Origin of the sequence: Pseudomonas laurylsulfatiphila (assembly GCF_002934665.1) — a bacterium.
Lineage (GTDB): Bacteria > Pseudomonadota > Gammaproteobacteria > Pseudomonadales > Pseudomonadaceae > Aquipseudomonas > Aquipseudomonas laurylsulfatiphila.
Map to the genome: position 1 here is coordinate 1 of NZ_NIRS01000013.1, position 14,355 is coordinate 14,355.

Here is a 14,355-nt window from a genome sequence, read left to right on the forward strand (position 1 = left end):
CTCACTGGTACGAGCAGCGTCGACGGCCAAGTCAGCGTGGTTAATTTCACTATCGGCGATACCACCTACGCTGCTGGCAGCACCGCGACCATCGCCAACGTCGGCACCCTGGTGATCGGCGCCAATGGCGCCTACACCTTCACCCCGGCCGAGAATTACAACGGCACGGTGCCAACCGTCAGCTACACCGTCACCGACGGTTCCGGCAGCAATGTCACCTCGACCCTGACCATCGACGTCACCCCGGTCGATGACAGCTTCACCGACCTCAGCGAAAGCGTGACCACCGCTGAAGACACCGTCGTCAGCGGCAGTGTGTTGACGGGTACTTCGAGCGTCGACGGCCAAGTCAGCGTGGTGAATTTCACTATCGATGGCGTTCCTGGCACTTTCACCGCCGGCCAAACCGCGACCATCGCCAACATCGGCACCTTGGTGATCGCAGCGAACGGCGCTTACACCTTTACCCCCGCTGAGAATTACAACGGCACAGTGCCGACCGTGAGCTACACCGTGACCGACGGTTCAGGCAGCAATGTCAGCTCGACCCTGAACATCGACGTCACCCCGGTTGACGACAACTTCACCGACCTCAATGAAAGCGTGACTACCGCTGAAGACACCGCCATCAGCGGCAGCGTCCTCACCGGTACGAGCAGCGTCGACGGTCAGGTCAGCGTGGTTAATTTCACCATCGGTGATACCACCTACGCCGCCGGACAGACGGCGACCATCGCCAACGTCGGCACCCTGGTGATCGGGGCGAACGGCGCTTACACCTTTACCCCGGACGCCAATTACAACGGCAGCGTGCCAACCGTCAGCTACACCGTGACCGACGGCTCGGGCACCGACGTCACCTCGACCCTGACCATCAACGTCACCCCGGTCGATGACAGCTTCACTGACCTCAGTGAAAACGTGACCACCGCTGAAGACACCGCCATCAGCGGCAGTGTGTTGACGGGTACTTCGAGCGTCGACGGCCAAGTCAGCGTGGTGAATTTCACTATCGATGGCGTTCCTGGCACTTTCACCGCCGGCCAAACCGCGACCATCGCCAACATCGGCACCTTGGTGATCGCAGCCAACGGTGCTTACACCTTCACCCCGGACGCCAACTACAACGGCACAGTGCCGACCGTCAGCTACACCGTCACCGACGGTTCCGGCAGCAATGTCACTTCGACCCTGACCATCAACGTCACCCCGGTCGACGACAGCTTCACTGACCTCAGCGAAAGCGTGAGTACCGCTGAAGACACGGCCGTGACCGGCAGCGTGTTGACGGGTACTTCGAGCGTCGACGGTCAGGTCAGCGTGGTTAATTTCACTATCGAAGGCGTTCCTGACACCTTCACCGCCGGCCAAACCGCGACCATCGCCAACATCGGCACCTTGGTGATCGCAGCCAACGGCGCTTACACCTTCACCCCGGACGCCAATTACAACGGCACGGTGCCGACCGTGAGCTACACCGTCACCGACGGCTCGGGCACCGACGTCACCTCGACCCTGACCATCAACGTCACCCCGGTCGACGACAGCTTCACCGACCTCAGCGAAACGGTCTCCACCGCTGAAGACACCGCCATCAGCGGCAGCGTCCTCACTGGCACGAGCAGCGTCGACGGTCTGGTCAGCGTGGTTAATTTCACCATCGACGGCGTTCCTGGGACTTTCAACGCCGGCCAGACGGCGACCATCACCAACGTCGGCACCCTGGTCATCGGGGCCAACGGCGCCTACACCTTTGCCCCCGCCGAGAACTACAACGGCACGGTGCCCACGGTGAGCTACACCGTCACCGACGGTTCCGGCAGCAATGTCACCTCGACCCTGACCATCAACGTCACCCCGGTCGATGACAGCTTCACCGACCTCAGCGAAAGCGTGACCACCGCTGAAGACACCGCCGTCAGCGGCAGCGTCCTTACCGGTACGAGCAGCGTCGACGGTCAGGTCAGCGTGGTTAATTTCACCATCGGTGAGACCACCTACGTCGCCGGCCAGACCGCAACCATCGCCAACGTCGGCACCCTGGTCATCGGGGCCAACGGCGCCTACGCCTTCACCCCGGCCGCCAACTACAACGGCACGGTACCCACGGTGAGCTACACCGTCACCGACGGCTCCGGCAGCAATGTCACCTCGACCCTGAATATCAGCGTCACCCCGGTCGATGACTCGAGCGTCCTGATTGCAGATACCAAGACCGTCGATGAAGACCACGCTGCGACAGGCAACGTGCTTGGCAATGACATCGATGTCGACAACGCTTTGAGTGTCGCGACATTCACCATACAAGGCGTTCCCGGCTCCTTTGCCGCGGGTCAAGTCGCGACTATCACCGGCGTCGGTACTGTGACTATCGCCACCAACGGCGATTACAGTTTCACCCCTGCCGCGAACTGGAACGGAACGGTTCCACAGATCGGCTACACCACCAACACCCAATCCACCAGTACGCTGGACATTAAGGTCAACCCGGTCAACGACGCTCCGACCGTTAACGCCACCTCGGCCAGGGGTGATGAAGATCATTTGATCTCCGTGCAACTCGGCGGCAATGACATTGACGGCAGCGTCAATCACTTCACCCTGACCAGCCTGCCGGCCAATGGCAAGTTTTACGCAGACGCCGCCGGGACCATCGAGCTGACCACCAGCAGCGTAATCTCCGCTACGGCCAATGGTTCAACGATTTACTTCAAACCCACCGGCGACTGGAGTGGCACCACCAGTTTCACCTACAGCGCGACCGACAACGGGGGCCTGCCTTCTGCTGCTTCGGCGACCGGCACCATCGTCGTCGCGCCAGTCACCGATACCCCGAGCCTGTCGCTGACCGGTGGCGGTATGGTTGCCTCGACCGACTTCCAGGAAGTCGCTACGAGTATCGACGTCGATGTCAGCAAGCTCGGCAACGGCGCCTGGCACACTGACAACCGCGGTGGCATGGTCGAAATCGGCAAAGCCAGCGTCTACGGTGCCGGCGGCGATAACCAGGTCATCGAACTTGAGCGTAATACCGGTGATGCGAGCAACCTCTACACCACTATCGATGCGAAGGCCGGCACCACGTACAACGTGTCGTTCGACTATGCACCGCGTGCCGGCGTAGATAATTCGCTCATCAACGTGTACTGGGGCGGTCAACTCATTGGCACCTTGAACACCTCGACCACGGGCATGCAGCACTATAGCTTCGACATTCCGGTCACGGCCGATGGCAACCAGAAGCTCGAGTTCCGCGCTGGGGACAGCAACAGCCTGGGCGGCCTGCTGGACAACATCAATGTCACTCAGGTGCTCAACTCGGGCCTTGAAGACAACGCGATCCTGTTGTCCACCATCCAGGCCCACACCAATGACGCCGACGGTTCGGAAACGCTCTCCCTCACACTGAACGGCTTGCCGGCGGGTTCCAGCCTCACCGATGGCACCCACACCTTCAATGCTGCCAACGGCTCGACGTCGGTGGACATTACGGGTTGGAACCTGTCCACGCTCAAGCTGACACCACCGACGAACTTCAATGGCGACATTCCCCTGACCGTAACGGCCACCGCCAAAGACGGCGATGCCCCAAGCGCGAGCACCTCGCTGCCACTGGTGGTACACGTGGCTGCCGTTGATGACGCCAGCGTGCTGCAGGTGGACAAGAGCACCGTCGAAGAAGATCACAACGCGATTGGCAACGTGCTGACCAACGACCACGATGTCGATAATGTCCTGAGCGTCTCCAGCTTCAGTGTGAACGGGGTCAACGGCAGTTTCACGGCGGGCCAGACCGCGACCATCACGGGTGTCGGTACGCTGATCATTTCCAGCAACGGCGACTACACCTTCAAGCCGACTGCCGACTGGAATGGCAACGTTCCACAGGTGACATACACCACCAATACTGGCTCGAGCAGTACGCTGACCATCAGCGTGACGCCGGTCAACGACAACTTCACCGACGCCAACGAAACGCCCTCCACCCTGGAAGACACCGCCTTGACCGGCAGCGTGCTCTCCGGCACGAGCAGCGTCGACGGCCCGGTCAGCGTGGTCAATTTCACCATCGGTGATACCACCTACGCCGCCGGCAGCACGGCGACCATCGCCAACGTCGGTACCCTGGTGATCGGTGCCAACGGGGCTTACACCTTTACCCCGGCTGCCAACTACAACGGCACGGTGCCGACCGTCACCTACACCGTCACTGACGGTTCGGGACCTAACGACACCTCGACCCTGAATATCAGCGTTACACCGGTCAACGACAACTTCACCGACGCCAGCGAAACGGTCTCGACTCTGGAAGACACCGCCCTGACCGGCAGCGTCCTCACCGGCACCTCGAGCGTCGATGGCCCGGTCAGCGTGGTCAGCTTCACTATTGGTTCGACCACTTACACGGCCGGTACCACGGCGACCATTGCCAATGTCGGCACCCTGGTAATCGCGGCGAACGGCGCTTACACCTTCACCCCTGCCGCCAACTACAACGGCACGGTGCCAACAGTTACCTACACCGTCACCGACGGTTCGGGACCTAACGACACCTCGACCCTGAACATCAGCGTCACGCCGGTCGACGACAGCTTCACCGACGCCAACGAAACGGTCTCGACCCTGGAAGACACTGCCCTCAGCGGCAGCGTTCTCACTGGCACGAGCAGCGTTGACGGCCCGGTCAGCGTGATCAACTTCAGCATCGACGGCGTTACTGGCACTTTCAACGCCGGCCAGACCGCGACCATCGCCAACGTCGGCACCTTGGTGATCGCGGCGAACGGCGCTTACACCTTCACCCCGGCCGCCAACTACAACGGCACAGTGCCGACTGTTACCTACACCGTCACTGACGGTTCGGGAACCAACGACACTTCGACCCTGAACATCAGCGTCACACCGGTCAACGACAACTTCACCGACGCCAACGAAAGCGTGACAACCGCTGAAGATACCGTCCTCACCGGCAGCGTCCTCAGTGGCACGAGCAGCGTCGATGGCCCGGTCAGCGTGGTCAGCTTCACCATCGGTGATACCACCTACTCCGCCGGCAGCACGGCGACCATCGCCAACCTCGGTACCCTGGTAATCGCGGCGAACGGCGCTTACACCTTCACCCCGGCCGCCAACTACAACGGCACAGTGCCAACCGTCACCTACACCGTCACCGACGGTTCGGGACCTAACGACACCTCGACCCTGAATATCAGCGTTACGCCGGTCAACGACAACTTCACCGACGCCAACGAAACAGTCTCGACCCTGGAAGACATCGCCCTGACCGGCAGCGTCCTCACCGGCACCTCGAGCGTCGATGGCGCGGTCAGCGTGGTCAACTTCACCATTGGTTCGACCACCTACACGGCCGGCACCACGGCGACCATTGCCAATGTCGGTACCCTGGTGATCGGTGCTAATGGGGCCTACACCTTCACCCCGGCCGCCAACTACAACGGCACGGTGCCAACCGTCACCTACACCGTCACCGACGGTTCCGGCACAGACGACACTTCGACCCTGAACATCAGCGTTACCCCGGTCGATGACAGCTTCACCGACGCCAACGAAACAGTCTCCACCCTGGAAGACACCGCCCTGACCGGCAGCGTCCTCACCGGCACCTCGAGCGTCGATGGCGCGGTCAGCGTGGTCAACTTCACCATTGGTTCGACCACTTACACGGCCGGTACCACGGCGAACATTGCTAATGTCGGCACCCTGGTGATCGCGGCGAACGGCGCTTACACCTTCACTCCGGCCGCCAACTATAACGGCACGGTGCCGACCGTCACCTACACCGTCACTGACGGTTCGGGAACCAACGACACTTCGACCCTGAACATCAGCATCACGCCGGTCGACGACAGCTTCACCGATGCCAACGAAACGGTCTCGACCCTGGAAGACAGTGCCTTGACCGGCAGCGTTCTCACTGGCACGAGCAGCGTTGACGGCCCGGTCAGTGTGGTCAACTTCAGCATCGACGGTGTGACGGGTACCTTCAACGCCGGCCAGACCGCGACCATCGCTAACGTCGGTACCCTGGTCATCGGGGCCAACGGCGCTTACACCTTCACCCCGGCCGCCAACTACAACGGCACAGTGCCGACTGTTACCTACACCGTCACTGACGGTTCGGGAACCAACGACACTTCGACCCTGAACATCAGCGTCACACCGGTCGACGACAGCTTCACCGACGCCAATGAAACGCTCTCCACCCTGGAAGACACCGCCCTGACCGGCAGCGTCCTCAGTGGCACGAGCAGCGTCGACGGCCCGGTCAGCGTGGTCAACTTCACCATCAACGGTGTTCCTGGCACCTTTACCGCCGGCCAGACCGCGACCATCGCCAACGTCGGCACCCTGGTGATCGCGGCGAGCGGTGCCTACACCTTCACCCCGGCTGCCAACTACAACGGCACGGTGCCGACCGTCACCTACACCGTCACCGACGGTTCCGGCACAGACGACACTTCGACCCTGAACATCAGCGTTACCCCGGTCGATGACAGCTTCACCGACGCCAACGAAACAGTCTCCACCCTGGAAGACACCGCCCTGACCGGCAGCGTCCTCACCGGCACCTCGAGCGTCGATGGCGCGGTCAGCGTGGTCAACTTCACCATTGGTTCGACCACTTACACGGCCGGTACCACGGCGAACATTGCTAATGTCGGCACCCTGGTGATCGCGGCGAACGGCGCTTACACCTTCACTCCGGCCGCCAACTATAACGGCACGGTGCCGACCGTCACCTACACCGTCACTGACGGTTCGGGAACCAACGACACTTCGACCCTGAACATCAGCATCACGCCGGTCGACGACAGCTTCACCGATGCCAACGAAACGGTCTCGACCCTGGAAGACAGTGCCTTGACCGGCAGCGTTCTCACTGGCACGAGCAGCGTTGACGGCCCGGTCAGCGTGGTCAACTTCAGCATCGACGGTGTGACGGGTACCTTCAACGCCGGCCAGACCGCGACCATTGCCAACGTCGGTACCCTGGTGATCGCGGCGAGCGGTGCCTACACCTTCACCCCGGCCGCCAACTACAACGGCACAGTGCCAACGGTTACCTACACCGTCACTGACGGTTCGGGAACCAACGACACTTCGACCCTGAACATCAGCGTCACACCGGTCAACGACAGCTTCACCGACGCCAGCGAATCGGTCTCGACCCTGGAGGACACCGCCCTCAGCGGCAGCGTGCTCACCGGCACAAGCAGCGTCGATGGCGCGGTCAGCGTGGTCAACTTCACCATTGGTTCGACCACCTACACGGCCGGCAGCACGGCGACCATCGCCAATGTCGGTACCCTGGTGATCGCAGCCAACGGTGCCTACACCTTCACCCCGGCCGCCAACTACAACGGGACGGTACCAACCGTCACCTACACCGTCACCGACGGTTTGGGACCCAACGTCACCTCGACCCTGAATATCAGCGTCACGCCAGTCGATGACCCGAGTGTGCTGGCTGCGGACCTCAAAACCACCCTTGAGGACCAGATCGCCACCGGTAACGTACTGACCAACGACCGCGATGTGGACAACGCTCTCAGCGTGACCAGGTTCACTATTGGTGGCATCGAGTACAGCGCGGGGGGGACTGCCACCATCGCTAACGTGGGCAGGCTGACAGTCGGTGCCAACGGTGACTACAGCTTTACCCCTGCCGACAATTGGAGTGGCAAGGTTCCGACTGTGACCTACACCACCAATACCGGTTCAAGCACCACGCTGGACATCAGTGTGACCGCGGTCGCGGATACACCGATCGTGACAGCCACCACGTCTCAGGTGGCCGAGAACAGCAGCATCGCGTTGGGCTTGAAGGTAACGTCAGTGGACACTGATGGCTCTGAAACCCAGACCATTACCTCGATCGGCGGCATCCCGGCAGGTGCGACCCTGACCGATGGCACGCACACCTTTACCGGCACAACCGGTAACGGCGTCGTCAACCTCAGCGGGTGGGACGTGAGCAAGTTGAGCTACACCCCGGCACCGTACGCCACCGGCACCAACACGCTGACCGTGACGGCCGTCTCGACCGAGAGCCAGGGTGATTCGGCCAGCAATACGACGCAGATTCCGATCACGATCAATCCTGCGGTCTATAACCCGCTCACTGCCACCGCCGGTAACGACACCGTCACCGGCACCAGTGGCAATGACATCGTAGTGTCGGATATCGGCGGGCTGACGGTCGCACCAGGGCAGAACTACAATATCGCCTTCATGGTCGACAGCTCGGGCAGTATGGGCGACGCCTCCATGTCGGCGGCGAAGAAGTCTCTGGAGGCAGTGTTTACTTCGTTGATCGCCAGTGCGACTTCGAAGGACGCGAATCCGGGTACTGTGAAAGTGTTCCTCGTGGACTTCGACACGACGGTCAAACAGTCGATTTCGATCGACCTGTCCAGCAAGGATGCCCTGGCGAACTTGAAGTCGGTTCTCGACGGCATGAAATCGGGTGGATACACCAACTACGAGGACGTGTTCAAGACCACCGCCAACTGGTTCTACAGTGCTGATGCGAAGAGCAACCCTAATGCGATCAATCTCACCTACTTCATTACCGACGGTGAACCAACCGCTTATACCACCAGTGAACAGACCAACCCGGTCGTCGTCAACTTCAAGTCGAACAGCGCCGCGGACCTGACCCTGGACAGCCTGTTGAAACTGGGTGACTACAAGCCTGGCTATGCGTTCAATACAGTGATCGGCGGTGTGTCTCGTACGTTGGTCGATGCCAATGGTGCCGTTTACAAATGGAGTGAGGACAGCAAGGGCAACTGGAGTTCCTCCAAATACAGTGGCCTGACACTTCATGCGCAAGGTGACGGCACTTATGAGCTGTCGGCCAACGATGGCGATGGTTACGTCGACTGGACCAGTGCCTCGAATGCCGCGGCGGCATTTGCCCTGCTGGCGGCTGCCAACTCCACTGTGCAAGCCATCGGCCTGAACGGCGAAGTCAAGGAAAGCGATCTGGCGCCGTACAACACCACCGACGGCAAGCCGCTGGCCAATATCAACCCTTCGGATCTGGCCAACGCGATTCTCGGCCACAGCGAGGCCACGCTACCGGGTCACGACACCGTCAACAGTGGTGATGGCAATGACATCATCTTCGGCGACCTGGTGAGCTTCAATAGCGTCACCGGCGAGGGTTACGCTTCGCTGCAGGCTTTTGTCGGCCTGCAAACCGGGGTCGAGACCAACCTGATCACACCAAGTAATGTGCACCAGTACATCACCGAGCACTACAACGTGTTCGATGTGTCTGGCGCTCAGGATGGCGCCGATACGCTGCTCGGTGGTGCCGGCAATGACATCATCTTCGGCCAGGGTGGCGACGACAAACTCTACGGCGGCACTGGCAATGACATTCTGCTCGGCGGTACCGGAAACGACTTGCTGGACGGTGGCGACGGCAATGACATTCTCTTGGGCGGAAAGGGTAATGACACTCTGACTGGCGGTTTGGGCGGCGACACCTTCGTCTGGAAAACGGGCGACACCGGCAACGACGTGATCAAGGACTTCAAGGCCAACGAAGGTGACCGGATCGACCTGCGCGATCTGTTGCAGGGCGAAACCGGCAGCACCATCGACAACTTCCTGAAGATCACCACGGTCGATGGCGTGTCGTCGCTGCAAGTCAGCTCGACCGGCCAGTTCAACTCTGGCAACGCCGCAGCCGCCACGCCGGACGTGACGATCAAGCTGGAGGGCAACAACTGGTCAAGCGCCAACCTGCACAACCTGATTGCTGGTAGCGACCCGACCATCAAAATCGATCACAACAACAGCTGATGCATGAAAACGGCCGCCCCTTCTGGGGCGGTCGTCACGTTTGTGTCCACTGCCCGGTGACGATTTCGTCGCTGCGCCACATACTGGCGCGCAGTTGACCTATGCTGCTGACAGCATGACGCTGCTTCAATTCTGAGGGATGCTCAATGTTTTACGTGCAACGCGATGCGCAGGGCCTGTTGGTACGCGTGGAACCCGCCGCCTACGCCGAGGCCACGGAAACGCTGCCGGCTGACAATCATGAAATCCAGGCCTGGTTTGCCAATGCGGCTGTGGAGAACAGCCTCAAACAGCTCAAGCAAAGTGACCTGGAAATGATCCGGGTACTCGATGACTTGATTCAGGTGCTGACCCAGAAAGGCGTGATCCGCGTCACCGACCTGCCGACGGCGGCCCAGGCCAAACTCATGGACCGAGACCAGGCCCGTGAAGCCTTGGGTGGCTTGAGCCATTTGATCGATGATGAAGAGACCGGGCTGATCTGACACCCCCCAGCGATCATTCCCACGCGCTGCGTGGGAGCAATCACATCAGCGCCAGGGCTTGGGCTCGCCGAACAACTGGCCCTGCACACCGTATAGCCCCATCTCGCGAATCACCGACAACTCGCCTTCCGTCTCGACCCGTTCGGCGATCAGCGGCAAATCGATGCTGTGCGCCGCTCGCTGGATCGCCTCGATGAACAGGCGTTTGTCACTCTCCAGATCAATCGAGCGAATGTAGCTGCCATCGATCTTCAGGTACGCCAGCCCCAGCCGTGCCAGGTTGCCGATCATGCTGAAGCGTCCGCCAAAACGTTGCAGGCTCAGGGAGAAGCCGAGTTCGCGCAGGCGCTGGGTCAACTGCTCCAGCACCGCCTGATCAGGCAGTTGCTCCTCGCCAATCTCCAGGGTCAGACGCGGGCCGAGGTTGGAATGCGCACGCAGTAGCTCGAAGATCTTGTTTTGCGCCTGGGGGTCGCCCAGGGTCGCCGACGACAGATTCAGCGCCAGCGACTCCTCATGTTCGCTCATTTGCGCCAACACCCGTTCGAGCATCAGTCGATCCAGGCGCGCGGTCCAGCCGAAGCGCTCCAGCCAAGGCAGAAAACGCCCAGCGGGGATGGTCTGGCCGTGTTCATCGAGCAGTCGCGACAGCACTTTGTAATGCAGTACCAGTTGCGTGTCCTGAGCGGCCACTACCGGCTGGAAATACAGCTCGAAACGCCGCTGTGTCAGCGCCTGGTCGAGCATCTGGTGCCAGGCGTGGTGATCGTCGCCGACACTGGCCGAGAGGCTGTGTTCGAGGCAGGCCCAATTCTGCTCGCCCTGGCCTTCGGCCTGTGCCAGCGCCTGATCACCGAGGCTGAGCACGGCTTGCGGCGAGTCACCGTGAGCAAAAGGCGCCAGGCCGATAGACGCCACGGCAGCCACATCAGTGGCGCCGGTAGCGTGCAGACTGGCCAGGGCGCTATCGAGATTTTGCGCCAGTTGCAGCGCTTCTTCGCGCACCAGCCCCGGCGCCAGCACGGCAAATTCGCCGCCACGGATACGGGTCACCAGGTTCTGGGTTTCCGGATACTTGGCGCACTCGCGAGTCAGTTGCTCACCCACGGCCTTGAGCACTTCATCAGTGCGCTGGCCACCGAGACGCTGGTTGAGGCCGGCCAGATCCTTGACCCGCAACAGCAGCAGATAACCGGAGCTGGCCTGTTCCGGGTTGCTCACCCGCGCATTCAGTTGCATCTCGAAATAGCGCCGGTTGGCCAACCCGGTCAACGAATCCTGATAGGACTCGACCCGCAGTTTCTCACTACGCTCGGCCTGTTCCTGGAACAGCGCCTTGAGCTTCTCGACCATCTGGTTCATGGCCTGCACGACCCGGCGAAGCTCGGGAGTGCGCGGCAATTCCGGCAGGCTGAGGAACTCCCGTCGGGCGATGGCGTGGGATTGCTTGACCATGTAATCCAGCGGTCGCAATTGCTGGCGCAGCAACAGCGCGCCGAGCACCGCACTGACGGCGCCGCATAGCAGCAACCAGCCCAGACTGCCCAAGGCGCTTTGCCACAACTTGGCCAGCGCGAACATCGGATGGCTGACAACCTCGACCCGGGCAGCCTGCTCCCAGCCGCGGCTGACGATCGCATCACCACCGGCGGGCTCCAGGCCGATCAGTTTGACGAACCAGTCCGGAACGTTGTTGACCGCCGGAATGCCCGTGCGCTCAACCAGGGGTTGGTCGGTCTTCAGATCGACCACGCGGATGCTCGCGTAGTAACCGCTGTCGAAGATCGAGCTGACCAGCAACTCGACCATCGCCGGGTCGTCGATATTCGGGGTCAGGGAAAGCGCCAGCGCGGTCGCGGCGTCCTGGGCATGGGAACGCAACTGGTTGACGTACTGAGCGCGCGAGCTCTCCAGACTGACCATGAAACTGCCGGTGAAGGCGACCACCAGGAACAGACAGATAGCAATCAACAGCTGTTTGAACAAAGACATCTGAGCACGTGCTCCTAGTTAGTCGTCTCGACCGGGAATCCTTCGGCCTGCATTTTCTTCAATACATCCTGCCAGCGCGACAGACGTTTGGTATCGCCGACCTTTTTGTTGCCCTTGGCACCCGGCAACCACAATCCCTCTGCGTTGAAAGAGTAGACCGGCAGCAAATCCTTTCGTTGGCTGGCCGGCTTGATTGCATCAATCAGGCTGTCGAGCACCAGGGGCTCGGCCTCCGGACTCGAGTAGTAGGTCAGCACCATGTGCGCGCGGTTCTGGGTCAGTGCCTTGACGTAGGTAATACGTAGCTTTTCACTGGCTACACCGAGGTGACGCAGGCTGAAGTACTTGGCAATAGCGTAGTCTTCACAGTCGCCTGCGCCTTTCCACAGGGCTTCGATCGGGGTTTCCCAGTAGTCGACTTCATGCCACAGATCGATGTCTTCAACGTATCGCAGCTGTTTGTTGAAGAAGCGATTGACAACGTTGAGTTGTTCCGACTCGCTGATCTGCTTCTGACTGGCCAACAAGTATTGCCAATCGTCAATGCGTTGCTGACCCTCTCCCAAAGGTCCGTACAATGCCTGCGCCCGCCGGCTGATCAGGGAAAAGTCCCAATCGGCACTCAGGCTGCCCAGCATCACGCCAGCCAGCAGCAAGGCGCTGCACAGCCAGCGTAAAATCCGGGGGATCGTTAAACATGCCGCCAATGCGAGGCATCCTGGATAGTCAGGAGAGAGTCGTTCGGATGGTGAAGGTTAGTCCGGAAAAAGACAATGGCACGATGAGATCACTGGCGGCGCGCTAAACTGCAGGAAAGGCATTCGTTCACTTGTTTGACAAGCTGTCAGGCAGTCACTAGTGTCATTTGGATCCAAAAAAAATTCATTATTCAGGGTGCGTTTAGTGACACAAAAGCCCAACCCTCTTAGCAGTATCAAGGTCAACGGGCCGATTCCCGCACATCTGGCACGCTCGGTGATCGAAGAAACCCTGCGCGCGGCAATACTTGACGGGCGCATCCCTTGCGGCGCGGCCCTGCGCCAGCAGGACCTCGCCGACCTGTTCGGCGTCAGCCGCATGCCCGTACGCGAAGCCTTGCGCCAGCTCGAAGCACAGTCGTTGCTCACCGTGGTGGCCCATAAAGGCGCCGTGGTCGCGCCACTGGTCCAGGGAGACGCCGTGGAAACCTACGCGCTGCGGATCCTGCTGGAGTCCGAGGCCCTGCGTCTCTCGGTGCCATTGCTCCAGGACGAAGATCTCGAGCAGGCTGCCCGCTACATCGACGAACTCGAAAGGCAAAGCGACTACACCGAAATGGGTCGGCTCAATCGCCTGTTCCACATGGCGCTTTACAGCCGAGCGCCCAATCGCCGGTTGTTGAAACTGGTTGAAGACGGCCTGAACGAGGAAGAGCGCTTCCTGCGTTTCAACCTGGAAGCCATGGGCCTGGGCAAACTGTCCCAGGACGACCACCAGGCACTGTTGCGGGCCACAGAGGAACGGGACGTAGAACGCTCCGTGAAGCTGCTCGAACATCATCTGAACCGAGGGGTCGAGGTCATTACGCGCTACCTCAACAGCCCTGAAGTCCAGGCCAGAAACACGCCGAAGTAAACCGCAGCGGCAAGTGCAAGACGTGAGAAAGCCCGTTGTGGAGAGGCTCCACAACGGGCTTTTCAGTACTCCTGAAACGACAAAACCCCTGTCTGCGTTAGCAGACAGGGGTTTTGGAATTCAATCTTGACGATGACCTACTCTCACATGGGGAAACCCCACACTACCATCGGCGATGCATCGTTTCACTTCTGAGTTCGGGATGGGATCAGGTGGTTCCAACGCTCTATGGTCGTCAAGAAATTCTGTGACCAGCCCGTTAAAACATCAACGTGCCAGTGAAAACTGGTGACTTCTACTAAAAACAAAACCCCTACCTGCATACGCAGATAGGGGTTTCGGAATTTAATCTTGACGATGACCTACTCTCACATGGGGAAACCCCACACTACCATCGGCGATGCATCGTTTCACTTCTGAGTTCGGG

5 protein-coding genes and 2 rRNA genes are annotated in these 14,355 nt (G+C 60.3%); 3 read left to right on the forward strand and 4 right to left on the reverse strand.

Features of this window, described 5'->3' with window-relative positions; all coding sequences use genetic code 11:
- The first annotated feature begins 36 nt into the window (after positions 1-36).
- Together CD175_RS30960 and CD175_RS30965 are read left to right on the forward strand one after the other, a co-directional pair.
- The gene (locus CD175_RS30960; protein WP_476748389.1) at positions 37-9,837 is read left to right on the forward strand and encodes a cadherin-like domain-containing protein; all 9,801 of its coding nucleotides are present in this window, start codon (positions 37-39) and stop codon (positions 9,835-9,837) included.
- A 146-nt stretch (positions 9,838-9,983) separates the two neighbouring features.
- Positions 9,984-10,322 carry a hypothetical protein gene (locus tag CD175_RS30965; RefSeq protein ID WP_007978962.1) on the forward strand — a complete coding sequence of 113 codons (339 nt, stop codon included), beginning with the start codon at positions 9,984-9,986 and terminating at the stop codon, positions 10,320-10,322.
- A gap of 45 nt (positions 10,323-10,367) precedes the next feature.
- Here the strand turns inward: CD175_RS30965 and lapD are convergent, their stop codons facing one another.
- Entirely contained in the window at positions 10,368-12,314 is a 1,947-nt protein-coding gene (gene lapD / locus CD175_RS30970; protein WP_104451647.1) for a cyclic di-GMP receptor LapD, read from the reverse strand.
- 14 nt (positions 12,315-12,328) lie between these two features.
- Positions 12,329-13,021, reverse strand: coding sequence for a cysteine protease LapG (lapG, locus tag CD175_RS30975; RefSeq protein WP_104451648.1), 693 nt, complete (start codon positions 13,019-13,021; stop codon positions 12,329-12,331).
- Positions 13,022-13,217: 196 nt separating this feature from the next.
- Here lapG and CD175_RS30980 point away from each other — a divergent pair, with 196 nt between their 5' ends.
- On the forward strand, positions 13,218-13,928 hold the full coding sequence (locus CD175_RS30980) for a GntR family transcriptional regulator (protein WP_104451649.1): 711 nt from the start codon (positions 13,218-13,220) through the stop codon (positions 13,926-13,928).
- Between the two features lie 124 nt (positions 13,929-14,052).
- Here the strand turns inward: CD175_RS30980 and rrf (CD175_RS30985) are convergent.
- Positions 14,053-14,168, reverse strand: a 5S ribosomal RNA gene (gene rrf, locus CD175_RS30985).
- Between the two features lie 109 nt (positions 14,169-14,277).
- Positions 14,278-14,355, reverse strand: a 5S ribosomal RNA gene (gene rrf, locus CD175_RS32265); the annotation flags it as partial.

Bases quoted from the DNA above. Each gene is read 5' to 3' on its own strand.
- CD175_RS30965 (WP_007978962.1), top strand. From the start codon at position 9,984: ATGTTTTACGTGCAACGCGATGCGCAGGGCCTGTTGGTACGCGTGGAA.
- lapD (WP_104451647.1), bottom strand. From the start codon at position 12,314: ATGTCTTTGTTCAAACAGCTGTTGATTGCTATCTGTCTGTTCCTGGTG.